The 23,167-nt window shown below is 57.1% G+C and carries 22 protein-coding genes and 2 pseudogenes; 10 read left to right on the top strand and 14 right to left on the bottom strand.

Going from position 1 to position 23,167, the window contains the following annotated elements; translation table 11 throughout:
• Positions 1-10 precede the first annotated feature (10 nt).
• The 9 genes and pseudogenes from CCGE525_RS35420 (at position 11) to ectB (ending at position 8,080) form a co-directional block, all read left to right on the top strand.
• Positions 11-1,149 (top strand): IS3 family transposase gene (locus tag CCGE525_RS35420; RefSeq protein ID WP_162950421.1). Its coding sequence is split into 2 segments (ribosomal slippage): positions 11-269 and positions 269-1,149, totalling 1,140 coding nucleotides; the frame shifts between segments, so codons are not numbered across the junction.
• 61 nt (positions 1,150-1,210) lie between these two features.
• Positions 1,211-1,651 (top strand): annotated as a pseudogene (locus CCGE525_RS39340) (recombinase family protein); the annotation flags it as partial.
• Between the two features lie 98 nt (positions 1,652-1,749).
• The gene (locus CCGE525_RS39335) at positions 1,750-2,397 is read left to right on the top strand and encodes a hypothetical protein (RefSeq protein ID WP_245472484.1); all 648 of its coding nucleotides are present in this window, start codon (positions 1,750-1,752) and stop codon (positions 2,395-2,397) included.
• An 87-nt stretch (positions 2,398-2,484) separates the two neighbouring features.
• The gene (locus CCGE525_RS39330) at positions 2,485-2,679 is read left to right on the top strand and encodes a hypothetical protein (protein WP_342637472.1); all 195 of its coding nucleotides are present in this window, start codon (positions 2,485-2,487) and stop codon (positions 2,677-2,679) included.
• A gap of 29 nt (positions 2,680-2,708) precedes the next feature.
• Positions 2,709-3,083: pseudogene (locus CCGE525_RS35405) on the top strand (transposase); the annotation flags it as partial.
• Positions 3,084-3,538: 455 nt separating this feature from the next.
• Positions 3,539-4,576 (top strand): IS110 family RNA-guided transposase, encoded by a 1,038-nt coding sequence (locus CCGE525_RS35400; protein ID WP_120708988.1) that lies wholly within the window; start codon positions 3,539-3,541, stop codon positions 4,574-4,576.
• A 512-nt stretch (positions 4,577-5,088) separates the two neighbouring features.
• Positions 5,089-5,220: a hypothetical protein gene (locus CCGE525_RS39640; protein ID WP_281024690.1), complete on the top strand. Its 132-nt coding sequence runs from the start codon at positions 5,089-5,091 to the stop codon at positions 5,218-5,220.
• Positions 5,221-5,700: 480 nt separating this feature from the next.
• Positions 5,701-6,405 (top strand): winged helix-turn-helix transcriptional regulator, encoded by a 705-nt coding sequence (locus CCGE525_RS35395; protein WP_120708987.1) that lies wholly within the window; start codon positions 5,701-5,703, stop codon positions 6,403-6,405.
• Positions 6,406-6,751: 346 nt separating this feature from the next.
• Complete coding sequence (ectB, locus tag CCGE525_RS35390; protein ID WP_120708986.1) at positions 6,752-8,080, top strand: diaminobutyrate--2-oxoglutarate transaminase; 1,329 nt, start codon at positions 6,752-6,754, stop codon at positions 8,078-8,080.
• A 110-nt stretch (positions 8,081-8,190) separates the two neighbouring features.
• On the opposite strand, the gene CCGE525_RS35385 is transcribed toward ectB, so the two are convergent.
• The 12 genes from CCGE525_RS35385 to nodD2 form a co-directional block, all read right to left on the bottom strand.
• Entirely contained in the window at positions 8,191-9,204 is a 1,014-nt protein-coding gene (locus CCGE525_RS35385; protein WP_120708985.1) for a 1-aminocyclopropane-1-carboxylate deaminase, read from the bottom strand.
• A gap of 359 nt (positions 9,205-9,563) precedes the next feature.
• Positions 9,564-9,788 carry an exopolysaccharide production repressor protein gene (locus CCGE525_RS39325; protein WP_425375942.1) on the bottom strand — a complete coding sequence of 75 codons (225 nt, stop codon included), beginning with the start codon at positions 9,786-9,788 and terminating at the stop codon, positions 9,564-9,566.
• Between the two features lie 54 nt (positions 9,789-9,842).
• Entirely contained in the window at positions 9,843-10,172 is a 330-nt protein-coding gene (gene fdxB / locus CCGE525_RS35375) for a ferredoxin III, nif-specific (RefSeq protein WP_120708983.1), read from the bottom strand.
• A complete protein-coding gene (locus tag CCGE525_RS35370) occupies positions 10,169-10,372 on the bottom strand; it encodes a CCE_0567 family metalloprotein (RefSeq protein ID WP_120708982.1) in 204 nt (67 codons plus the stop codon). The genes fdxB and CCGE525_RS35370 overlap by 4 nt, the downstream gene beginning before the upstream one ends.
• 24 nt (positions 10,373-10,396) lie before the next feature.
• Positions 10,397-10,885: a NifX-associated nitrogen fixation protein gene (locus tag CCGE525_RS35365; RefSeq protein ID WP_120708981.1), complete on the bottom strand. Its 489-nt coding sequence runs from the start codon at positions 10,883-10,885 to the stop codon at positions 10,397-10,399.
• 12 nt (positions 10,886-10,897) lie between these two features.
• Positions 10,898-11,395 (bottom strand): nitrogen fixation protein NifX, encoded by a 498-nt coding sequence (gene nifX, locus CCGE525_RS35360; protein WP_120708980.1) that lies wholly within the window; start codon positions 11,393-11,395, stop codon positions 10,898-10,900.
• Positions 11,361-12,752 carry a nitrogenase iron-molybdenum cofactor biosynthesis protein NifN gene (gene nifN, locus CCGE525_RS35355; protein ID WP_120708979.1) on the bottom strand — a complete coding sequence of 464 codons (1,392 nt, stop codon included), beginning with the start codon at positions 12,750-12,752 and terminating at the stop codon, positions 11,361-11,363. Before nifN ends, nifX begins: the two co-directional genes overlap by 35 nt.
• Positions 12,752-14,197, bottom strand: a complete 1,446-nt coding sequence (gene nifE / locus CCGE525_RS35350; RefSeq protein ID WP_245472465.1) for a nitrogenase iron-molybdenum cofactor biosynthesis protein NifE — start codon at positions 14,195-14,197, stop codon at positions 12,752-12,754. Before nifE ends, nifN begins: the two co-directional genes overlap by 1 nt.
• A 112-nt stretch (positions 14,198-14,309) precedes the next feature.
• The gene (gene nifK / locus CCGE525_RS35345; RefSeq protein WP_120709187.1) at positions 14,310-15,851 is read right to left on the bottom strand and encodes a nitrogenase molybdenum-iron protein subunit beta; all 1,542 of its coding nucleotides are present in this window, start codon (positions 15,849-15,851) and stop codon (positions 14,310-14,312) included.
• 123 nt (positions 15,852-15,974) lie between these two features.
• Positions 15,975-17,477, bottom strand: coding sequence for a nitrogenase molybdenum-iron protein alpha chain (gene nifD, locus CCGE525_RS35340; RefSeq protein WP_120708978.1), 1,503 nt, complete (start codon positions 17,475-17,477; stop codon positions 15,975-15,977).
• Between the two features lie 106 nt (positions 17,478-17,583).
• Positions 17,584-18,477, bottom strand: a complete 894-nt coding sequence (gene nifH / locus CCGE525_RS35335) for a nitrogenase iron protein (RefSeq protein ID WP_120708977.1) — start codon at positions 18,475-18,477, stop codon at positions 17,584-17,586.
• A 473-nt stretch (positions 18,478-18,950) separates the two neighbouring features.
• A complete protein-coding gene (gene nodD2 / locus CCGE525_RS35330; RefSeq protein WP_120709186.1) occupies positions 18,951-19,925 on the bottom strand; it encodes a transcriptional regulator NodD2 in 975 nt (324 codons plus the stop codon).
• A gap of 1,113 nt (positions 19,926-21,038) precedes the next feature.
• Here nodD2 and CCGE525_RS35325 point away from each other — a divergent pair.
• Positions 21,039-22,004, top strand: a complete 966-nt coding sequence (locus tag CCGE525_RS35325; protein ID WP_120709185.1) for a phytanoyl-CoA dioxygenase family protein — start codon at positions 21,039-21,041, stop codon at positions 22,002-22,004.
• Between the two features lie 498 nt (positions 22,005-22,502).
• Here the strand turns inward: CCGE525_RS35325 and CCGE525_RS35320 are convergent, their stop codons facing one another.
• Both CCGE525_RS35320 and CCGE525_RS38630 read right to left on the bottom strand, forming a co-directional pair.
• Complete coding sequence (locus CCGE525_RS35320) at positions 22,503-22,832, bottom strand: amidohydrolase family protein (RefSeq protein ID WP_120708976.1); 330 nt, start codon at positions 22,830-22,832, stop codon at positions 22,503-22,505.
• A 141-nt stretch (positions 22,833-22,973) separates the two neighbouring features.
• Positions 22,974-23,132 (bottom strand): hypothetical protein, encoded by a 159-nt coding sequence (locus tag CCGE525_RS38630; RefSeq protein WP_162950420.1) that lies wholly within the window; start codon positions 23,130-23,132, stop codon positions 22,974-22,976.
• Positions 23,133-23,167 lie beyond the last annotated feature (35 nt).

Genomic DNA, 23,167 nt, shown 5'->3' with positions numbered 1-23,167 from the left:
AGGAGATACCATGACAAGACGACCGCGCCGGAACCATAGCCCGGCTTTCAAGGCGAAAGTGGCGCTTGCCGCCATTAGGGGCGAACAGACGCTGGTGGAATTATCCCAGCAGTTCGACGTGCATGCCAATCAGATCAAGCAGTGGAAAGACCAGCTCCTTGAGGGGGCGACGGGCGTTTTCGGCGATGACGCCAAAGCGGAACCGGCGGCTCCGACCGTCGATGTCAAAACCCTGCACGCCAAGATTGGGGAACTGACGTTAGAGAATGATTTTTTATCCAGTGCGCTCGGCAAAGCCGGATTGCTGAGCGGAAAGAAATGATCAATCGCGAGCACAAACTGTCCGTCGTTCGCCAGGCGAAGCTTCTCGGCTTCAGCCGTGGCAGCGTCTATTATTCGCCGCGTCCTGCGTCAGACGGCGATCTGGCTCTGATGCGGCGGATTGACGAACTGCATCTCGATTATCCCTTCGCCGGAAGTCGCATGTTGCAAGGGCTTTTGAAGGCCGACGGGCTTGTCGCGGGGCGGCTTCACGTCGCGACGCTGATGAAGAAGATGGGCATTGAGGCGATCTACCGTCGTCCGAATACGTCGAAACCAGCACTTGGTCACAAGGTCTATCCATATCTGCTCAGGAAGCTGGCGGTCACCAGACCCAACCAGGTATGGGCAATGGACCTGACCTACGTCCCCATGGCGCGGGGCTTTGTCTATCTCTGCGCCGTCGTCGATTGGTTCAGTCGCCGAGTGCTTTCATGGCGGCTGTCGATCACGATGGAGACGGCTTTTTGTATCGAGGCGGTCGAGGAAGCTCTTTGCCGATATGGCAGGCCAGAGATCTTCAATACCGACCAGGGATCGCAGTTCACCTCCGTTGACTTCACCTCAGTGCTTAAGAAGGCCGGGATTGAAATCTCGATGGATGGCAAGGGCGCATGGCGCGACAACGTCTTCGTCGAGCGGCTCTGGCGGTCGATCAAATATGAGGAGATCTATCTCCATGCCTACAAAAGCGTGCCGGAGGCTCGTGCCGGAATTGGTCGTTATATAAGCTTTTACAACCAACGACGCCCACATTCATCGCTTGACCGGCAGACGCCGGATCAGGCTTACTTCAACGCGCTGACACCGATGATGGTAGCAGCATAATCGAGGCGGAAATCCACTTAGCGAAACGCCCGGAACTGTTCAGACAAACCGAGCCAACTCAATGCAAAGCATCCGCCAGGTGTTCTTATCGCTTTGCAGTGACCAGATCGCGCTGCCGTACACCAATCCCGGGATCACGGCACAGCAGCAGGTGCTGTGGAAGCTTCCGGTCCACACAACGGTGAACAACCTTCTCACCAATCCTGTTTATGCGGGTGCTTACGCCTTTGGCAGAACCGGAAGTCGGACGATAATCAAAAATGGCCGCAAGCGAATCGTGCGCGGCCGTCGCAAAGATCGCTCAGACTGGGCGGTCTTGCTTGTTGAGCATCACGAAGGCTATTTGTCATGGGCGGACTTTGAAAGGAACCAACGGCTGATCGCTAATATCGCCAGCGGTAAGGGTATGATGGTGCGCGGGCCGGTGCGCAGAGAGGTTTTGCTCGCCGGTCTATTGCGCTGCGGTCATTGCGGCGGCCGGATGCTTGTCGGTTATCATGGCGCCAAGGGCGATGTCGGGCGCTACAGCTGCGACGCAAAGCGGAGCAATCCTGGCGAGATCCCTGTATCTCGTTCGGAGCGCTGCGGGTTGATGAGTTGGTGGGTGGCGAGATCGTGCGGTTGCTGCAGCCGCTCGGCGTTGAAACGGCGGTCCAGGCGATCACGCAGCGTGAACAACAGTCTGGCGAAAAGCAGTGCCAGATCGATTTGGCGCTGGAACGAGCGCGGTATGAGGCAGCTAGGGCGCGCCGGCAGTATGACACGGTCGATCCCGAGAACCGTCTGGTCGCTCGCGAACTTGAACGGCGGTGGAACGATGCCCTGGCGACCGTACGCACACTCGAGGAGGAATTGGAGACCCTTCTGCGACAGCGGCCAGCGGCTTTGAGCGTCGAGGAACGCCAGCGTCTATTGCAAATGGGAGGAGATCTGGAGGCCGCCTGGCGTCATCCGGCGGCCACTGCGGTGACGCGCAAGCGTATTGCCAGGGCGGTGTTGTGCGAGGTGATAGCAAGTGTCGAAGGTGACCAGATTCATTTGCTGTTGCATTGGCAGTGCGGTGATCACATCCGCCTGACGGTGAGAAAGAACCGGCGGGGTCAGACACGATGGTCTTGCGAACCGGAAATGGTGAAATTGATCCGCGTCTGCGCGCGAATGATGCCTGACAAGGCCATTGCCGGTATGCTGAATCGGGAAGGAAAGCGGACCGGTCGATCGAACGGATGGACACAATCGCGCGTCTGAGGCTTCCGCAATGTGCACGGCATCGCAGTCCACCGGGATGGCAAATGGGTGGAGCGCGGCCAAGTCACACTGGCCCAAGCCGCGGAAATGCTTAATCTGAGCTCTATGACGGTCTTACGAAAGATTCGCACGGGTATTATCCCTGCCGAGCAATACTGTAAGGGTGCGCCATGGGTCATCAAACGACGGGATATCGAAGATCCGTATCTGATCGAGACCGTCAGAGCTGCAAAGGGTCCGCGATCATCAAATGCGGAGCAAGTGTCCCTTTACTTTCAATAACGTAGCAAGATGGGTATTATAATGTGTGACTAGGCGCTGTCACAGCCGCCTCCTACGTCGCAGCGATTGAAGATCCAGGAAACTTCAGAACGTCGCGCTCGGTTGGCGCTTGGCTCGGAATGACAACTCGGCGCTACCAATCAGGCGAGGTCGATTATGACGGCCATATCTCGCGAAGGGGTGACAATCGATTACGTGGGCTGCTTTATGAAGCCGCGACAGCGCTTCTGACGAGAACCAGTGCCAGGAGCGACAGCGGTCTAAAAAAATGGGGTCTTAAGCTGCGGGAGCGACTCGGCTTCAAGCGTGCTGCGGTGGCGGTCGCGCGAAAGCTTGCGGTCATCATGCACAGCATGCTCAAAACGGGAGAAGTGTTCAACGCATCGGCTGGCGCGACCATATAGGAGACGCTCGGCCTTCGTCCCTCAGCGCGCCATCAAACTCTGGGTACTGAGCGTCCCTGCTGCGGACGTGGGCAGGATCATTCCGCTCCTGGTGGTTGCAGCTCGTTGAGACTGCGCCTCGAACATTAGGACGATCCCACCTGCGAAGACCATTGTGCGGCGACCATGTGTCGACCGCGGAGACAACCCTGCTCCCGGCACCGGAAAGCTCTGAACAAAACATGGCCGCTGAGGCTGGAACCAAGCAATCCACCTATGCCGCGCTGCGCGCTCAGCAACGCGCTGACAATGCCGAATGCCCAGATCACCGTTGACGAACGGAATGCGATTAGATGGGATATTCGGCTTTGCGTCTCAGCGTTGACCATTGTGGATTGGGGTGCTGCGCTTCTGGCTGATGGTAAAACGAGGTCATGTCTTTCAACAGCCTCAAACATCAAAGGGAGAAGCGCAGCATGAAACACTATTGTGCACTGGATGTGTCGGTGAAAGAGACCGCGGTCTGCATTGTTGATGAGACAGGCAAGATTTGCCGGGAGACGAAAGTAGCCACTCACCCTGAGGATTTGATCTCGGTGATCAAGGATCCGAAGTGGCAGATTGAGCGGATCGGTCTTGAAGCCGGACCACTGTCGCAATGGCTTTATGACGGACTTGCCAAGGCAGGATTGCCGGTGATCTGCATCGAGACCAGGCATGCCAAGGCATTTTTGAAAGCCCAACCGAATAAGACGGACCGCAACGATGCGCGTGGCATGGCCCAGATGATGCGCGTCAATCTCTATCGGCCTGTGCATGTGAAGACATTGACGAGCCAGAAGCACCGAGCATTGCTGACCGCGCGCAAACTTTTGCAGGAGAAAGCCATCGCCATCGCGAATGACATTCGCGGATTGTTGCGCAACTTCGGTCTGAAAGTCGGATTGGTCGGCAAGATCAAATTCGAGGAGCGGATCAATGAGCTCGTCGAAGACAGGCCTGATCTACACGAAATCATGCAGCCATTGTTGGCTGCACGCAAACTGTTGCGCAACGAGTTCACCAAGCTGCACAAGAAGGTTTTGGATTTGGTCCGCGAGGATGAAGTCTGTCGCCGATTGACGACGATCCCTGGTGTCGGCCCCGTGGTCGCTCTCACCTATACGGCAACCATCGATATTCCTGCGCGGTTTGCACATTCAAAGGCGGTCGGTTCTGTGCTCGGGCTGACGCCGAAACTGAACGAGTCTGGTGAAAGCAAGCGGGTCGGGCGCGTATCCTGTTGCGGTGACGCGATGATGCGATCCCTGCTTTACGAAGCAGCACAAGTCCTGCTTGTAAACGTCAAGAAATGGTCGTGGCTAAAAGCGTGGGCGATGAATATCGCCAGACGCCGCGGGAGGCAAAAGGCGGTTGTAGCGTTGGCACGACGGCTTGCGGTGATCATGCATCGCATGTGGAGTGACGGAACCGAATTCTGCTGGACACGGGAGAGCTTGCCTGTTGCTGCATAGTTAGCAACCAGGGTAACGAAAAAAAAGGAGACAAGAAGATTCCGCCGGTGGTGGAAAGATGTCCTTCGCAGGACGACGGATGAGGTGAGTTCGCGTGTTGTCTTGGTACGGTCGTTTATTGCGATCAGGTCGCCGATTAGGTCGCCGATTAGATTGTTCCGCCTCATTCTTCTGGTCCCATAGTGGGAGGGCCACACAGGTCGATCCCGGAGAGAAGCGCGATACTGCGAAGACATCAATCACCGCAGCTGCGGATAGTCAGAAGGTGCTTGACCTCACCACGCCGAATAGAGAAGACAACCATTCCGTTCAGCTCCTATCGATGAAGGAGCTTATCCCGCGGCCTCAATCACAAAAGAAAAGGTGGGATGTTCGTCGCGCTCACCTTGAATTTGCTTAGTTCAGCGTGGCGCCAGTCTCGTTTACAATACAGAGTAGGGCGATGATAATGAATCTCCATTCCTGTAGGCCGACGGATATAAATTTGCACGAATGATTGACGAGCTTGCTCCATGTGGCGCAACGATGGCGACGATATTGTCGTGATGTTTGAAATGCGATTAAAAAGCCAGATTTCTCGCATAAACGCTAGTCGTTTCCTCGCCGGTTCAGCTCGTGAGGCGCTGGCAAGAACATCAGAGTGATTTCGAGCAGCCTGCTGAGTTTCCGCGTCGCGTACCATCCTCTACTGTTGAGGATAAGGACGGCATGCGCACCGTATCGACGTCCTCGTCTGTTTGAGCGAAGACTAATGCATGCCTCCGGTGGCCAGGAGCACACAGGGTTCTTGAAACAGAGTCGACGAATGTTTCGTATCCTTATAAATATTGCGGTTGCACGTAATACATCCGACACATTCTGCAGGCTTTGTTGGCTCCACGACACAGACTTGTTAACACAATCTCGCGTTTTTTTTAGAATAAATTGTTGAAATACAATTGCAAAACTTCCTTCGGCTAGATCATCCGAGTCGGCACAAATATTGAAGTCCTTCGTTGCGACGCGGCGAGTGCTGCCTGAGTGCAGCCATGTCGCGCGCTATCGCGATCGTTTGAACAAAGAGGAGAGCAACATGGCAGATTGCTATCAAAGTGCATTTTATTGAAAGAAGGAGCTGAGCGCCGATGATCCCACTGGTCCTGATCTGCTCGCAAGATGCGGAGTTCTATTTGATCTATAGCCACATTCTGAAGATGGGTGGCTTTGCAAGTAAGTTGGTCGACGGCTTGGAGGAAGCGCTCGCAATTGTCGGCGAACGGGGGGCGCAGGCTGTCGTGTTGGACTGCCAGCCGACGAGCGCGGCAGAGCCCACTATCTGCGGCCGGCTAAAGCAGGAGCTCCAGATTGGCGATCTCCCTGTCATAGCGCTGATCGCACCCGGCGCCGGAGGCCAGCAACTCGATCTCTTGAAAGCGGGGATTGACGAGAGCTTCGTGCGACCCATCGCGCCAGCCAAGCTGCTCGACTATTTGCGCGCAAAGACAGTATTGGCGCGACCGGAGCCTTACAAGATTGAAAACGGTAGGTCGCTCTGCTGTGGCGACGTTGAAATGAGGATTGATACGCACCGGGTCCGCTGCAATGCCGAAGAGATGCATCTCGGACCGATTGAATTCAACTTGCTGCGGCACCTGCTTGAGAATCCGGGCCGGGTCTTTAGCCGAGGCGAGTTGATAGACGCGGTCTGGCCGGACAACATACACGTGGGTGATCGCACCGTTGACGTCCATGTCAGCCGGCTCAGAAGAACGCTGGAGAGTTCATCGTCCCGCAGGATCATTCGCACCGTCAGGTCCGCCGGCTACTCGCTCGAGGAAGTGGGCGACTGACAGGCAGCAGGTCAATCCTGCAAGCGTACAATCGCTCGTCCGGCAGATGCAGGTCGATCCGCAATGATCCCCCTCTCAGCAAATTTTAAGAAGCCTCACGATAGCCGAAACAAAACTGGCGCAGAAATTTCTTAGAACTTTAACCCACGGAAAGCGCATTTTAGGAGATCATGGCCCCGCGGTCGCGGTGGGTGCCGCTCCGTCGTGCCGGCCCAACGAAGCGACCTCACTTTGCACCTCCTAGAAGCGCTACGCCTGAGGCGCCATCGCACGCGACAATTCTTTGCGACGATCCTCCTGGAGGCTGCAGATCCGCAAAGTTGCTCATCACGAGGGGAATGCGGTTATGAACAAGACATCCGTCGCTAAGAGTGATGCGGGCATCGGAATTTTCGAGCGCCTCGAATCTGAAGTGCGCGGCTACATCCGGTCGTTTCCGATCGTGTTCGATCGCGGGGTTGGCACCACCCTGATCGACGCGGATGGTCGGGAATATCTCGACTTCTTTGCGGGAGCAGGCGCCCTCAATTACGGGCACAATAACCCGGCTTTCAAGAAGCCGCTGCTCGATTACATTCAGCGCGACGGCATCATTCACGGGCTCGATCTCGCAACGAGTGCGAAAAGGGCATTCATCGAGGCCTTTGAGAAATACATCCTGAAGCCTCGGGGTTTGAACTATAAGCTGCAATTTACGGGCCCCACGGGTACAAATGCGGTCGAAGCGGCACTCAAGCTTGCCCGTCAGGTCACAAAAAGATCAAACGTCGTCGCTTTCACCAATGGATTCCACGGCGTCAGCGCGGGCGCTTTGGCCGCGACCGGAAACAAGAAGTACCGGACTGCAGCGGGGTTTAGCCTCGCGCACGTGACGGCTTTGCCCTACGACGGCTATCTCGGTCCTTCGGTTGACACGCTCGATTACTTCGAGAAGCTGCTCAACGATCCCAGCAGCGGCTTGGATAAACCCGCCGCCGTCATCTTGGAAGCTATCCAGGGCGAAGGTGGCATCAGGCCGGCTAATTTTCAATGGCTGCAGCGGCTGCGTGATCTGACCAAGCGCCATGAAATCCTGCTCATTCTGGATGACATTCAGGCAGGCGTGGGACGCTCGGGAAAATTCTTCAGCTTTGAAGCGGCTGGGATTGTCCCGGACATCGTAACCTTGTCGAAGTCGATATCGGCAGTCGGCACGCCGATGGCTCTCGTTCTTCTGAAGCCTGAACTGGATATCTGGTCGCCTGGTGCGCACAGCGGTACCTACAGGGGTAACAATCTCGCTTTCGTTGCTGCCCGTGCGGCCCTCGAAACATATTGGGCCGACAACAAGTTCGAGACCGAGATCGCTGCCAAATCTGCAATTCTCGCGGACGAGCTGAAGTCGATCGCCAACGATTTCCCCAACCTTGGGCTGACCGTACGGGGCCGAGGACTGATGTACGGTCTTGTATCGGAGAAGGACCCGTCGTTGCCAGCCAAGATCCAGGCAGAAGCGCTGCGGCGCGGCCTGGTGATCGAAACCTGTGGTGGGCGGGGCGAGGTATTGAAGTTCCTTGTTGCCCTTATCATCACAGAGGTTGATCTGCGTCGCGGTCTCTCGATCGTTCGCGAGAGTATCGGTGCGGCAAAGCTTTCGGAGAACGACGTTCCGCAGGACCTCCCCAACGTCAGTTGACGTCGAGCTGATAAAACTCGAACCGCTCAATATCCTATTATCGCGGAGAATAATTCTTAAAACAGCGGCTCCACGATGCCAGCGGGGAAGCCCACTGTTATATGTGAGCGTCAGCCGTTTCGAAACGTGTCGCTGTAAGCATTAATTGCCGGTGCGCCGCCGAGATGCACGAACAGAATCCTAGATCCTTCTGGAAAGAAGCCTTTGCTGATGAGATCTATCATCCCTTGCATCGATTTGCCCTCATAAACGGGATCAGTAATTATTCCTTCTAGCCGAGCACAAAGGCGAATCGCCTCCTTCGTTTCCTCGGAAGGAATGCCATAACGTGGGTGCGCGTAATGCGCGAGCAATACCACGTCATCGTTGGTGATTTCCCTGCCGAGTTCGACGAGCTTTGCAGTGTGCTGGGCAATGCCGAGCACCTGCGCCCTGGTTTGGGTGGGAGTGGCGGAAGCATCTATACCGATCACATTTCGCTGTCGCCCATCCTTGGCGAACCCGACGGCCATGCCTGCTTGCGTCGAGCCTGTCACCGTGCAAACAACGATATAGTCAAAGGCAAAACCAAGCTGTTTTTCCTGTGCGCGGACTTCCTCAGAAAAGCCCACATAGCCGAGACCGCCATATTTGTGGACAGATGCGCCAGCTGGAATCGCATAGGGTCTGCCACCCTTTTGCTTGACCTCGTCGAGCGCCTGTTCCCAACTGCTGCGGATGCCGATATCAAAGCCGTCATCGACCAACCGCACCTCCGCTCCCATGATCCGGCTTAAAAGAATATTGCCGACACGCTCGTATACCGCGTCCTCGTATGGTACCCAGTTCTCCTGCACCAGAAGGCATTTCATGCCGATCTTGGCGGCGACCCCGGCCACCATGCGCGTGTGATTGGATTGCACCCCACCGATCGACACGAGCGTATCGGCTTTCGACGCGATGGCGTCCGGGATGATGTATTCGAGTTTGCGCAGCTTGTTGCCGCCGAACGCAAGACCCGAATTGCAGTCCTCGCGCTTGGCGTAGATCTCCACCTTTCCTCCTAGATACTCACTGAGGCGGTCAAGCTTTTCGATAGGCGTGGGGCCGAAGGTAAGGGGATATCGTTCGAAATTTTTCAGCATTTTTTCTCCAAATGTGGCCTCAAATCCAAGTCAGCTATGCATGACCCTTAAGCTACTGACGGCACTCTCCCGCGTTCCAAAGATCCCATTGTCCCCTCGCCTTCGTTGGTCATCGAGGCGACGCAACCTGAATGCCAGTGCTCTGCGCTTCAGCGTCAACGCGACCGACAGCAATGAACTCTTCAGGTTGCGACCCCGTGGAAGCGATCGCCGACGGTCATGTCGTGTAGTTGTTCCAACAACGTCATGCTCGATGATCAATGTCTTCCAAGCAGCCCGAGGCTCGCAACTGATCTGTTCCCGACCCCTCAACGGCAGCAAACCGCACCATCGAGCCGAGCTGAAGACAACGGAGTAGTTCAGTCTTTATTTTCGCAATGCTCTGGCCGATAGCGCATTTCCTCGAGATCATCGAAACGCAAGGCCCGCTCGCTCCTCTTTGAAGCGCAACTGGCGCGCCAGATCAAAAAAAGCACGCTTGCGAAATAGGCCACCTGAAGAAGAAGCCAAATATCCAGCGTCGTGACCATTGCCCTGAGGATGGAATGTGAAACGAAATAAGTGCCCAGAAGGCTCGCGCACATGACCATATGCAGGAGGCGACAGAAAGTTGAAAAAGGCATCGCCGTTCTCCGGTTTTATACGCCCGCACATGTAGTGAGCTTGTCAGCAGCAATATGAATCTGGCAGTTCTTGGGGCAGACGCGGGCGCAGGCCCCGCACCCGATACAGCGTCCGGCTTGGTCCACAACCATGATCATACGATTGAGCTCGCCATCGAAGTCGTCGTCCTCGTCATCACAGACGCCGAGGATTTCACCCGATTCATCGACGCCATAAAGTTTCATGACCTCGCGCGAGCAGACTTTGAAGCAGCGACCGCAGCCGATGCAGGTTTTGCCATCGATAGCGGTTAGATATTCTGGTACCCAGCTGGAACCATCGCGCGTGACGAAAGGCGCCGTCATCGTGCCTCCTCCAATGCGGCAAGGTCTTTTTTTGCGGCGTCCAGCTCGGCGAATGCGTCAAATGTTTTCTGTGCGATCTTATTGATTTTAGGCCAGTTGACCGGGAGGTCCTCGGCAAGATCGTGCAACTCCATTTTCGCAGTTGCTGCGCGTGACTGCAGTTGGCGGACCTTCTTAAGCTGCTCCACAATGTCTGACATGATCTCTTTCCTCGAAAACCGATTTCATGACGCCCGCGCCACGTCGGGATGAGCTTCGATGGTGGCGATCGCATCATCGACCAGTTTCGCACCGGCATCAGCCAGTTTGCGAAGTGTCTCGAAGCCGAAGCGGTGCACGTCTCGAAGGGTCTTAGACAAAAGGACCAAACGCCCCGTCGTGAGAACGACACGCCCGAAGCCTTCAGGGTTCATCGTCACGATCGACGATGCGAGAAGGCCAGAGCGCTCCTCGATTCCTAGTCCCACGCAGGTGTAGAAGATTTGGAGCCTCCATATCACGTCCGGATCCGGATCACCGATGATCGGCATTTCGTGGCGCTGCTCCTTCGTCACAATGAAATCGGCAAGCAGGTCAGTGTTCGATTTTCCTTCCCACGCCCCATGGGTGTCCTGCGCCCTCACCAGGCGAATAAGGCATTTCATGAACGGCGTTGCCATAACGTTGCTATCGCCATGAGCGACTGTGTTTTCGAAAGCGGTGGGCGAGGTCATCGGCGATCTCCTCTAATCTTCGTTGTCGAAGAAAGGTTTGGGGACGCCCATGCCGGCATCTGCAAGCACCTTGCGCAGCCATGGTGGCGGAGCGGCTTTCAGCATGGTTTGTGTGCGGGTCAGTACCTCCTCGATGGATGATGGCTGTGGCACCTTAATCGGATGAATTTTTGCCGAGACCACTTTTGCGGCAGAGGGGCCGCCGATCGCCAGGCAGAACAGCAGGTGACAGCCCTTCAGCGCCTCGACCCTCATCGTGATGCGATCACCACCGTCGTTCGCGTGCCGACCGCTTTCGTCGGTTACCTCACCAAAATCGACAGCTTCGACGATTTCCCAGCCGGTCGGGGTGACGTCATAGACGGCAAAAAGCTTGGCAGATCCGAAATGTGCATTCAGCCTCTTCAGGTCCTGTGTCGCGATCGCGACGCGCAGCACTCCCTTCGGGCACTTTGGGACAGGTGCCGGTCCCTCGTCAGTGACGAGTGAAAGACGTCGCACAGCGGTCATTTTTTGCCTCCATGTCTTGCAAGGGATTGAGCGCTTCGGGGCTCGGCTGGCGGCAGTTCGACTGGAAAATGTTGGCGGCCTCAAACAGGAAGTTTCGGACACCCTCATAGAGAATGGTTTTCTTATGCGGGCTGCCCAACCGATCGAAGATCGGAAAACCAACGCGCATCAGCGGCATGCCAAGCCGCTCGGCCGCCTGACGGCCATGGGAATGGGTTACAATCAAATCACCGCCAGCGTGACGCGCCATGCTCTCGAGATCGGAAAGATCGCCGACCTGCACGGCGTCTGCCGGCACCTTCTGCAGAATACAGTTGGTGCCGGTTGTCGTCACCGCGGCGACTATTTCAGCGCCCATGCCCTTGAAGAACGTCGCAAGTTGAAAGAGATGATCCGGCTCTGCGGCTATCGCGATCCGCTTGCCGCCGAAATGAAAATGGCCGTCGAGTAGCGCGTCCTGCAACTGCGCGCGGCGGCGGCGCACGGTAGCCGGGATTGGATTGCCGGCGATCATCGCCAACATGGTCATGAAACGATCGATCGCCTTCATGCCGACAAGCTGCTCGAAGAGGACACAAGGCACGCCGGTCTTGGCCTGCAGCGCCGCGGCGGCCGTGCGCATATGTTCGCCGATCGCGACTGCCTGGAAGCAAGTTCCGAGTTCCCGGATTTCCTCGATCTTCGTGCCGCCATAGGTGGTCGGCACCCAACGGTCGTCGGGAACCGTGCCGTCGAGCGAGCCGGAAATATCCGGCAGGATCACCGGCTTCAAACCAAAGCTCTCGACCGTTTCGCGCAGATGCTCGATATCGGCGACCGTCAAATGCCAAGCAGGCAGGATCGCAATCTTCTTCAGATCGCGGGACCGCGCGCCTGGGATCGTGATGCCTTCGATCATGGAGGTGACGGCCTTGGCCCAGCCCTCCTCGATCGCACCGTCGAAATCCGGTGTGCTCGCCAGTACGACCTCGGTACCTGCAAGCTCTTCAGCCCGCTCCAGCTTGATATTGGCAAGATCGCCCGCAAAATTTTCGCCGCGGGTTTCCACCAGCGCCGTCGTGCAGATCCCGATCAGCTTCGGTTTTGCGCGCGTCTTGAGATTAAGGAGCGCCTCTTCCAGATTGCCGGCGCCGCCGAGGATCGTCGCCACGCCGTCCATCGCCGTTGTCTGTAAGGGAATGGCTTCCTTGAAATGGCGCACAAAAAGCACGAGCGCGAAGCTGGTGCAGCCTTGGCTGCCGTGAAACAGCGGTATCGCACCGTCGACGCCGAGAAATGCCATGGCTGCACCCAGGGGCTGCGACGATTTCAGCGGATTGACTGCCGCCGACTTGGTCTGCGGAAGAATGCATGCCATCAGCTTTCCCCAATACTTGCGGAAGCCACCGGCGATAGTGCCGACGACGGTCTTGAGAGGTGGAAGGCTTCCGTGTCACTGTGCGCGCTTGGCACTCCTTCCTCGATTGCAGGCTGGCATTCCCAGGGCGCCGGCTCCCGCACCGCACTCCAGATCGGATTGTGAATAGCAAGATCGATCTGGCGAACGAGCTCCACCATGCCGTCATAGCCGGCATAGGGGTGATGGCGTTCCTGATTGATATCGAGCCAAGGCGTTTTGGCCTTCAGCGCGACGAATTGCGTGCGCCCGCCCGACAACATGATGTCGGCCTTGTGTTCCGCCAGAAAGTCATAAAGCTCGCTCGGCCGCATCGATTCGAATATATGGTTGTCTTCCTTCAGAATCTGTTTGATGCGCTCCTTGTCTTCGGCCGTCGATTTCTTGGTCGAGGTGCCGACAATTTCGACGCCGATCTCCATCAGCGCATGGGCGACGGACCAGGCCTTTACGCCGCCTGTGTTGAGCAGCACGCGCTTGCCTTGAAGCCTCGGCCGGTATGCCGCGAGCTTCTTCCACGCAATCGCCTCCTGCTCTGCGATCAGTGCCTCGGTGCGCTGAAGAATTTCGGGATCGGCGCCCTTCTTCACGAGCAGCTCAGCGATCTGCCGCAGGGATTGCGAAGTGTCGGTGACGCCGTAGAAGGAACCTTCGAAGAACGGAATATCCCAGAGCTCCTCCATCTTGCGGGCAAGATTGATGAGTGCGGTCGAGCACACCATCATCGCTGCCCGGGCACGATGGGCTGAGGCAATGTCACGATAGCGCGCGTCACCGGGAATACAGGCGCGCACGCGGATACCGAGCCGGTCAAGAAGCGGCTTTACCAGCCAGAACTCGCCGGAGAGGTTGAATTCGCCGAGGATATTGATGTCGTAAGGGCCGGCATCGTCGGGCTCCACCGTGCCGATGACATGATCGAGCAGCGCCTCGCCGGCGAGCTTGTTTCCGAGGTTCTTGGAGCCGGCGAAGCCCGGCGCATTGACCGGCACCACCGGCAAGCCGAATTTTTCTGCAGCACGCTTGCAGACGGCTTCGATATCGTCGCCGATCAGTGCCGTGACGCAGGTCGAATAGACGAAGATCGCCGGCGGCGCATAGGTCTCCTTGATCTCGCGGATCGCTTTGAACAGTTTCCGCTCGCCGTGGCCCATCACCACGTCGAGTTCTGTGAGGTCGGTGGTGAAGCTCGTGCGCCAGAGCATCGGTCCGGACGAAGCCGTGCCGCGATTGTCCCAGGAATTGCCTTCGCAGGCGAGCGGCGCATGGATCAGGTGCGCGACGTCGGTGATCGGCTGCAGCACGATCTTGGCCCCATCGAAAGCGCAGCCGCCAGCCGCCGCCCCGGGAGTGAGCGGCTTCGAACAGCCCTTCTTGCGCACGCTGTCATCTTTGCCGCGGTTCATCTCGCAGGCGGGCTCGTCGAAGACTTCCTGGATCTTGGCATCGAGCGAGCGGCTTGCGCCGGTTTGAGACGCCGAACGCAAGACGTCGGGGGTGCCAAGCGGGTCTTTGCTGTTAGCGTGTGAGGTCATAGGAATAGTCCGTGACACCTATTTTGCTCGTCTCGCGGTCAAGCTTGTCGAAGGTCGTGTCGAGGATCGTCGTTAAGACACGCAAGCCCCCCTGGTAGCCCATCAGCGGGAAACGATGATGATGGTGCCGGTCGAAAATCGGAAACGTCAGGCGGATCAGCGGCGTGCCGGTGTCACGCTCCAGATATTTGCCATAGGAATTGCCGATCAGCAGGTCCACCGGTTCGGTGAAGAGCAGCGAGCGCAGCGCCCAGAGGTCCTTACCCGCCCAGACCTTGGCATCCTTTCCAAAGGGCGAGGATGCAAGCAAGTCCTTCATCTCGCGTTCCCAAGCCGAGGTGCCGTTGGTGGCCAGGCAATGGATCGGCTCGCCGCCGGTCTCCATCACGAACCGGGCTACCGCATAGACGAAATCGGGATCGCCATAGATCGCGTATTTCTTACCGTGCAGCCAGGCTTGGCTGTCCGCCATGGCGTCGACAAGCCGGCCGCGCTCCAAGCCGATCGTCGAAGGGATTTCCTTGCCGGAAATCTCCGAGATTTTCATCAGCAATTCGTCGGTCGCCTTGACCCCAAGCGGGTAGTGAAAGGAGGCCGTCGTCTGCCCGAGCTCATTGCAATATTCCAGCGTCTTACGGGTATTGTAGTGCTGCAGCGACAGCGTCGCTTCGGCATCGAGCGCGTCCTTGACGTCTTCGATGGTCGTGCCGCCGTCATACATGCGGTACATGCCGTCCGACGGGGTATCGAACTGATCGGAGGCGTCCTGAATGAGCGTATACGACACGTCCATGAGGTCGAGCAGGCGCTTGAGCTCGCGGTTGTTGCCGACACAGAAGCCGTCGAATCCTGGAACGATGTTGATGGTTCCATTGAATTCCTTTCGCTCCCTGCCCTTCCAGAAATGCTCCAGAATGCCCTTGACCATGCCGTCATAACCATCGACGTGGCTGCCGACGAAGGCGGGGGTGTGGGCGAACGGAACATCTAGGTCCGCGGGGACCGAGCCTTCGCTCTTGGCGTTTTCGATGAAGCCGTGCAAGTCGTCGCCGATCACCTCCGCCATGCAGGTGGTCGAGACGGCAATCATCGTCGGATCGTAGAGTGCGTAGGTATTGGCAAGCCCATCGACCATGTTCTTCAGCCCGCCGAATACCGCCGCGTCTTCGGTCATCGAGGACGAAACCGCCGACGCAGGCTCCTTGAAATGTCGCGATAGGTGCGACCGGTAATAGGCAACGCAGCCCTGGCTGCCATGGACGAAGGACATGGTCCGCTCGAAGCCCGCGGCCGCGAATACGGCGCCGAGCGGCTGGCAGGCCTTGGCGGGGTTCACCACCAGGGCTTCGCGGGCCAGATTTTTTTCCCTATATTCCCAGGTCTTGGTGAACTCGCTTTGATCGGCAACGATCTCGTCCGGGTGCGGGCATTCGAAATTCAGCTTCTTTTCGGCGAGCATCCGTCTGTATTCCGGCTCGCGGAACAGGGGCGCGTGGTCGAGAATTTTTTCGGCCGACTGCGGCATGGTAATCACCTTTCTTTTCATCGTGCCGCACCGGTGGCGGCAAAGGGACGTCATCTTTCAGGTGTGCGGATCAAGTCCGACAGGAGAGCCTGGCCTGCCCCTGCTCCAAGACAGGCCAGGCCCTCATTCGGCCGCAACCGCCTCAGCCGGCGCGGCCTTTTTTTTCCAGGGGGCGTCGTAGAGATCCCAGACTGGATTATTGATGGCGAGATCCATGTCCTTGGCGAAGATCGCAAAGCCGTCGTAGCCATGATACGGGCCGGAATAATCCCACGAATGCATCTGTCGGAACGGGATGCCCATCTTCTGCACCGGGTACTTTTCTTTGATACCGGAGCCAACGAGATCGGGACGAATTCCCTCGATGAACTTTTCCAGTTCGTAACCGCTCACGTCGTCATAGATGAGCGTGCCTTTTTTTACGTAGTGGCCGGTGCGCTGATAGTCGTCGTTATGGCCGAACTCGTAGCCTGTGCCGACGATCTCCATGCCGAGATCCTCGTAGGCCGTGACCACGTGACGAGGGCGCAAACCGCCGATGTAGAGCATCACCGTCTTGCCTTCGAGGCGCGGCCGGTATTTGGCGATGACGGCATCGACCAAAGGCCGGTACTTGGCGATGACTCTTTCGGTCTTTTCCTCGATTTCCGGCCCGAAATGCTTGGCAATCTTGCGCAGGGAGGCGTCGATCTGCGAGGGACCAAAGAAATTGTATTCCATCCACGGGATGCCGTATTTTTCCTCCATGTGCCGGCAGATGTAGTTCATCGACCGGTAGCAGTGGATGAGGTTGAGCTTGGCCTTGGGCGCACGCTCCACTTCGGCAAGCGTGGCATCTCCCGACCAGTTGCCGACCACGCGCAACCCCATCTCCTCCAGGAGGATGCGCGTGGCCCAGGCGTCGCCGCCGATATTGTAATCGCCAACGACATTGATGTCGTAGGGACCCGCCTCGAACTCGACACCCCCCTTGTCAAAAACCCAGTCGCGGATGGAATCGTTGGCGATATGATGGCCAAGGGATTGCGATACGCCGCGGAAGCCCTCGCAGCGCACCGGTACGATCGTCTTTTCGTATTCGTTCGCCTTCTTGCGCGATACCGCCTCGATGTCGTCGCCAATCAGACCGATCGGGCATTCGGACTGAACGGTGACGCCATTGTTCAGCGGGAATAATTCCTGGATCTCATCAATGATCTTTTCCAACCGCTTGTCGCCGCCAAAAACGATGTCTTTTTCCTGGAAGTCGGAGGTGAACTGCATCGTCACGAAGGTGTCGATCCCTGTCGTGCCGACATAATAATTGCGACGCTGCGACCAGGAATATTGGCCGCAACCGACGGGCCCGTGTGAGATATGGACCATATCCTTGATCGGACCCCACACGACACCTTTGGAACCAGCATAGGCGCAGCCGCGGATCGTCATGACGCCCGGAATGGATTTGATATTCGATTTGACGCTGCATTCGGAAAGGACGTTGTCCTCCTCGTCGGCCCCTTCTCCACCCGTTGCAACACTGAGGTGCTTGTTGCGGCGCTTGGCCGCTTTGTCCGGATACTGCGACAGCACGTCCGCGATGAGCTTTTCATGCAAAGCGCCGTCATTCTCGTAGTCGAGGCTCATTGGGCCTGCCCTCTTTTAAGGTTCGGTTGATGCCGCGCGCAAAGGCGCGTTCTCGGGGAAGGACGCGCCGGGTTGGGGCGCCGGCGCGTCCTGTCGAAAGCGGCAGTTAGTGGGCGGCCGCCACCTTCGATTCCTTGGCCTGAAGTTCGGCAAGCATCTGCTCGTCGGTCTTCATGATGCCGAAGTCGAGCAGCATGTCCTCGAGCTCTTCCATGGTGATCGGGGTCGGGACGGTCCCTTGACCCGAATTGGCGTGGATCTTCTCAGCCAGCGTGCGATATTCTCCGGCCTGTTTGGACTCCGGCGCATACTGGATGACTGTCATTTTCCTGAGTTCGGCGTGCTGGACGATGTTGTCGCGCGGCACGAAGTGAATGAGCTTGGAATTGAGCCTGGAAGCCAGCGCCTCGGCGAGGTCGACTTCGCGGTCCGTCTGACGCTCGTTGCAGATCAGACCGCCGAGCCGCACGCCGCCTGCATGGGCATATTTCAAGATGCCCTTGGCGATATTGTTTGCCGCATAAAGCGCCATCATTTCGCCGGACATGACGATGTAGATTTCCTGGGCCTTGTTCTCGCGGATCGGCATGGCGAAGCCGCCGCACACCACGTCGCCGAGCACGTCATAGGAGACATAGTCGACATTGTCGTAGGCGCCGTTTTCCTCGAGGAAGTTGATGGAGGTGATGACGCCGCGACCGGCGCAACCAACGCCCGGCTCCGGGCCGCCGGACTCCACGCACTTGATGCCTTTATATCCGATTTTGAGCACGTCCTCGAGTTCGAGGTCTTCCACCGAACCTTCCTCTGCCGCCAGATGCAGGACGGTGTCCTGCGCCTTCGAGTTCAGGATCAGCCGGGTGGAGTCGGCTTTGGGATCGCAGCCGACGATGAGGATCTGCTGCCCGAGATCGACGAGGGCCGCGAGCGTATTTTGGGAGGTAGTGGACTTGCCGATGCCCCCCTTGCCGTAGAATGCGATTTGACGCAAAGCTGACATGTTGCCTTCCTTCTTTCGTTCCATCCATCGCGGAATAGGTCGGCAGCTCGCGCCGCCCGCAGGCAAGTGTTTCAAAACTCGTGCCAATGTGGCGGTCGACTGGAAGGAAAACTCTCTTGATTGTTTTTCAGCTATTTAGGCTGAAGAAAACAAAAGGCCGGAGTGGACAAGCCTGTGTCGCGGGTCCGACAAATCGGACGCAGGGTGTCGGAGGCCTTACCTGAAGCCGATAAAGGCTGACGATCGGGGTGCCGCAGATTCGCAGCGACCAGCAGCAGGATCAGCGAGCTTCGCGTTCCTCAGCAAAGAAGAGGCGTAGCGTGCGATCTCCATTCGTATCAGGTGGAGCGGCAAAACGCGGACATCTGCATGAGCACGGCAATCGTCATTGCCGGCCGTCGAGTGTAGGCTGAGACACCGGAACTATTCGCCGGCTTTGCGCACGTCGCAGCTGCGTGAAACGAGCAGTGTTTTCACCCGGCGGAGACTTTGAAACGACCGGGCTTAGTTCTCGGAGCGCTTTGATGTTCCGTGACGCGCGGCGAAACCATGCGAGCCCCCTCCTGCATTAACGTCTCCCGCATCCAGAGGCTTGCCGGATCGGTATTGTGAAGCGCGGGCCATTGGACGGCCTCTGTCAATGCGGGGATCGGCAGCGGGAGCTCGACGATCCGCAGGGGCGTCGTTTTTGCACAATATTGCGCGAGCCGCAGAGGCATGGTCCCAATGCGGTTGGTACCCGACAACATGGGCGGGATCATGCTGAAGGACTGTACGACGACCTCAACACGTCTCTTGAAACCGTGCTCGTGCAAATACCACTCGTCGATGGCCGGCTTGCGCGTATTTCCGAACTTGACCGCTACATGGCCCATCGACATGTATTGCTCGAATGTAAATGGCTCGGACAGCTGTTTGTTCGTCCCGCAGGTTACGCACACGAATATGTCATCGAACAGTGCGGCATGCGGATGTTTCGACATGAACACTTCCGGCATAATGAGAAAGTCGACATCGCCGCGCCGGAGGAGCTCCTCGAAATCGTCGGAAACAGGCAGAAATTCGAAGCTGACGCCGGGAGCCTCCCGCGCCACGCGCTCAACGACCATTTCAAAAAACACAAGCGTGACGTAGTCGGAGAGGATGATCCTGAAGCAACGATCAGATTGAGCGGGATCAAACGGCTCCCAGGAAATAATGGAGAGCTGGATATAGAGCAAAGCCTCGCGGACTGGCGAAGCGAGCCTTTCCGCACGCGGCGTTGGGACAAGTTCACGGCCAGCCATCGTAAAGAGCTCGTCGCGGAAATATGTCCGCAGCCGGGCGACGGCCGCGCTCATTGCCGGCTGGCTGAGATTGATGCTGCGTGCGGCTGCCGTAAGGTTACGCTCGGTCATGAGCGCGTCAAGCACGACGAGGAGATTTAGATCAAGGCCTTTAAAACGCATGTTTTCCTTCATCCATAGCGTGGACGCATGCCATCCATGCCATCGATCATCATGCCCATTGAAAGAATATAAATTGGCCGAAATCAAGTACATCGAGTGCACATTTGCGTGGGGGTTCGGCCGAAACGAAAGGATGCCGGTCTGAGAGTTTGCATCAGGTCTGCCTCGTTGGGCGTTTCGAGAGGTCGCTTATCAAGGCACGGCTCCGGGCATTGCGAGGTGGGGCTAAAATTTCGAACCAAGCCAGAACCTTGACATTAAAGGGCTCCGGCCCCACGCGATCGCCGGAAAACATTCGCTTCGTTACTCCAAGAATGCCGGCGCGATCGTGGCAAACCGGCGCGGGAGAACATACCAACTGCCTCTTCAGCAAAACGGTTCGCCAAAGGGGTTGATCACCGAGAGCGCGTTCAGGGAAAATCTAGGACCCGCTCTATCCACCGCTCCTAAACGCCTGGGCTATCTGATATTCGGCGGGGATCTTCAACAAGAAAATGCCATGCCCAAACGCCGGTGTCGCTTAGCATCACGCGTAGATAGCAGTCCGCGGTAACCTTCCAATCGTGGAGCTATGTCTAGAATTATTCATGTCGTGAATGAGCTCCATCCAAACAATCCATTTGCCAAGCCTGTGGGGCATTGGAGTAACAAAAGCAAGCCGCCAATCGATGGGCGGCTCAAAACAACGCGGTAATAAGGGGTGGGCCCCAATGCCTGCGACTTTGATCGCATTCGCGCATTTGGCACGAGTAACATGAGGAGAGATATTGTTGAGACATGGAATCAAAGTCGATGCCCCGGACTTTCGTTCATTGGTCTAGGTCCAACTGACTTTGATATCAATTCTGGGGTATCAAATCTGGTTTCGATGAGAGGAGCAACGACACATTCCCTTGAACGAATCCTACCCTGGAAGAGAACAACAAACGCGGCGTGCGAGAGCATGCCGCGTTTGAATATTCCGTCGCCCGGTCGATTGCAAAAACGGCCCGTTGATTTCGCGGGTTTTTCGAAGCATCGAACAGGAACACTTAAGTTTGCCGAGGATAACACCATTCGCGCGGAGGTTCTTGCCGGCACCGGAAAATTCTATCATCCATGAAAGGCCATCGAATGCTCAGTTCCGCAAACTCCAATCCGAAGGACCTCGAAACGATCGCGCGCAACGGCGGCGTATTTCGCCGCATCGCGTCCCGAATTCCAACCTATCTGACGGATATGCGAGAGAACCCGGCTTGGCTCCCAATGTTCCTGCTGGCGCGCACGATGCCGTTGCGCAAGGCGCATTGGCTGACCGCAAGACCAGTGCCGCGGCCGGAAAGTCGCAAGCCCTCGATGTTTGGCGATCTCAGCGCAAAGACGATCGCAGCCGAACTGAGACAAACGGGCATATTTGCCGGCTTGACCCTACCAACCGCAATTCACGAGGAAATTGCACGTTTTGGACATGAGACGCCCTGCTTCGGCAATTTCGACCGCAGGCTTGAATTTCTGGCTGGTGACCATACCGAAACCGAGCAATGGCTCGGTCGCACGATACTGAGCGGCCACCATTACGAACGGGTTTTACGATGTGACGCCGTCGTCGCCGTTCAGCAAGATCCGCTGCTTCTGGACGTGGCAAGGCATTATCTCGGTGGCAATGCAAGATTGATCACCACGCGGACGTGGTGGAGCTTTCCAACAAAAAAAGCCTCGGATGCGGATCTGAGCCGCGCTTCCTTCAAGTTTCACTTCGATCTTGATGATTGGCGAATGCTGAAGTTCTTCTTTTATCTTTCCGACGTCGATGCCGATTCCGGCCCGCATGTCTATGTGCGCGGCAGCCACAACCGTCGGCGTTTGAAGCATCAGTTGACTCTGCTGGTCGGCCATCCGGCGCATGAGGTGCTGGATTTCTATGGCGAAGAAAATGCCATCACTTTGACCGGCAAAGCGGGTTCTGGCTTCGTCGAGGATCCTTTTGGCTTTCATATGGGCACCTTGGCAAAACAGAGGCCGCGCTTGATGATGGAGGTCGGATTTGGCGTCTCAAAACCATCAAAGCGCCGCTTCCACGGAGAACCGGTGCTTCGCTAGACAGGCAGCCGTTCAGGCGCCGATCCAGTTCTGACCGGCCGCAATGTCGGACAGCTTAACTGGAATGCACTGCGACCGTCATATCTGGCGGTCGGGGCCTTGCAATCCCCCTCCCCGGCCGCGCATTCGCTGTGTCTTAGGTCGGGGCGGAGTTGAAGGAAACGTCTAAGGGCCCACTCCGGTTGCTTCTGAGCGTATTGTCTCACTTTCAAAAGCGAAATTGACGTGTCGCCGCGTGTTACCAACTCCGGCGCGGGCGAAAGTGTCCGAGTAACGGATGTCGGGCGATCATGCGACAAGGCGCCTTCGATGGAAGTGATGCAATTAATTGCAGACGCCTGCTTTATTACGGTCTTGTAACTTTTGCAGCACACCGTCGTGACGGCGCCGAAAATTGCCCACGCGGTTACGCCGCCGACACAGCGGATTTCGACGTGTTCGAGCCGCTCGCATCCACGGTACTGGCAGACGAACGCGATGAACAGCTTCCACCAACGCTTAATCAGCGCCGCCCATGTCGCGAACTGCCGTAAAGCCGCGGCCAAGCATTCCGCGCGGGTATTTGCAGTAGAGCGCAGCGAGAGTGTTGGGCAGCATAGCATTGACTGCAAGGTTTGCGGTCGCGGCCGCGACATGCACGTGACAATCGATCAGGCCTGGCATGACGAAGTGTCCCGCTGCGTCGAAGACGTGGGCGCCTAGCGGCGCGTTTACTCGCTCTCCGACTTCGACAACACGTCCATCCGTCAGCAGTACATCAACCAGATGCGCAGCGCGGTCCGCGCTCCCATCCACGATGGGAGCATTGGGGATAATGATTGGCGGCATTGCGCGTCCCTATGGTTTTGATGCTGAAAGGACCGACCGCGTCCAGAACGCCATGCGCTTTCCTGAGGAAGCATGCTTGAACATGAGCCTGTTCAGATCGGATGCACGGAGAAAGGCGGCCTCGCCTCACTTAAGGATCTCTCAAACGTCAGCCGCCGGCGCGAGCACATCGCAGAGAAGACAGGACAATTGACGGCGATGCCAATTTCGTTGAACCATGCTGCAATCGAGGAAGCCGGTCTCGTTCACCGACTTATAAAGCGCCGTCATCTTGGCCGAACGGCCGATTACATCGCTCATGACCAAGGCACTTGCCCCCGATTTAGGTCGATCCC

Origin of the sequence: Rhizobium jaguaris, assembly GCF_003627755.1 — a bacterium.
In the GTDB taxonomy this organism is placed as follows: Bacteria; Pseudomonadota; Alphaproteobacteria; order Rhizobiales; family Rhizobiaceae; genus Rhizobium; species Rhizobium jaguaris.
Note: the sequence above shows the minus strand (reverse complement) of the source record. Positions and strands in the feature narration are given on the sequence as shown.

What these genes read in the sequence shown, in the direction of transcription:
- CCGE525_RS39330 (WP_342637472.1), top strand. Translation starts at nt 2,485, where the DNA reads ATGCTTAATCTGAGCTCTATGACGGTCTTACGAAAGATTCGCACGGGT.
- CCGE525_RS35400 (WP_120708988.1), top strand. Translation starts at nt 3,539, where the DNA reads ATGAAACACTATTGTGCACTGGATGTGTCGGTGAAAGAGACCGCGGTC.
- CCGE525_RS39640 (WP_281024690.1), top strand. Translation starts at nt 5,089, where the DNA reads ATGTGGCGCAACGATGGCGACGATATTGTCGTGATGTTTGAAATGCGA.
- CCGE525_RS35395 (WP_120708987.1), top strand. Translation starts at nt 5,701, where the DNA reads ATGATCCCACTGGTCCTGATCTGCTCGCAAGATGCGGAGTTCTATTTG.
- ectB (WP_120708986.1), top strand. Translation starts at nt 6,752, where the DNA reads ATGAACAAGACATCCGTCGCTAAGAGTGATGCGGGCATCGGAATTTTC.
- CCGE525_RS35385 (WP_120708985.1), bottom strand. Translation starts at nt 9,204, where the DNA reads ATGCTGAAAAATTTCGAACGATATCCCCTTACCTTCGGCCCCACGCCT.
- CCGE525_RS39325 (WP_425375942.1), bottom strand. Translation starts at nt 9,788, where the DNA reads ATGTGCGCGAGCCTTCTGGGCACTTATTTCGTTTCACATTCCATCCTC.
- fdxB (WP_120708983.1), bottom strand. Translation starts at nt 10,172, where the DNA reads ATGACGGCGCCTTTCGTCACGCGCGATGGTTCCAGCTGGGTACCAGAA.
- CCGE525_RS35370 (WP_120708982.1), bottom strand. Translation starts at nt 10,372, where the DNA reads ATGTCAGACATTGTGGAGCAGCTTAAGAAGGTCCGCCAACTGCAGTCA.
- CCGE525_RS35365 (WP_120708981.1), bottom strand. Translation starts at nt 10,885, where the DNA reads ATGACCTCGCCCACCGCTTTCGAAAACACAGTCGCTCATGGCGATAGC.
- nifX (WP_120708980.1), bottom strand. Translation starts at nt 11,395, where the DNA reads ATGACCGCTGTGCGACGTCTTTCACTCGTCACTGACGAGGGACCGGCA.
- nifN (WP_120708979.1), bottom strand. Translation starts at nt 12,752, where the DNA reads ATGGCATGCATTCTTCCGCAGACCAAGTCGGCGGCAGTCAATCCGCTG.
- nifE (WP_245472465.1), bottom strand. Translation starts at nt 14,197, where the DNA reads ATGAACCGCGGCAAAGATGACAGCGTGCGCAAGAAGGGCTGTTCGAAG.
- nifK (WP_120709187.1), bottom strand. Translation starts at nt 15,851, where the DNA reads ATGCCGCAGTCGGCCGAAAAAATTCTCGACCACGCGCCCCTGTTCCGC.
- nifD (WP_120708978.1), bottom strand. Translation starts at nt 17,477, where the DNA reads ATGAGCCTCGACTACGAGAATGACGGCGCTTTGCATGAAAAGCTCATC.
- nifH (WP_120708977.1), bottom strand. Translation starts at nt 18,477, where the DNA reads ATGTCAGCTTTGCGTCAAATCGCATTCTACGGCAAGGGGGGCATCGGC.
- nodD2 (WP_120709186.1), bottom strand. Translation starts at nt 19,925, where the DNA reads ATGCGTTTTAAAGGCCTTGATCTAAATCTCCTCGTCGTGCTTGACGCG.
- CCGE525_RS35325 (WP_120709185.1), top strand. Translation starts at nt 21,039, where the DNA reads ATGCTCAGTTCCGCAAACTCCAATCCGAAGGACCTCGAAACGATCGCG.
- CCGE525_RS35320 (WP_120708976.1), bottom strand. Translation starts at nt 22,832, where the DNA reads ATGCCGCCAATCATTATCCCCAATGCTCCCATCGTGGATGGGAGCGCG.
- CCGE525_RS38630 (WP_162950420.1), bottom strand. Translation starts at nt 23,132, where the DNA reads ATGAGCGATGTAATCGGCCGTTCGGCCAAGATGACGGCGCTTTATAAG.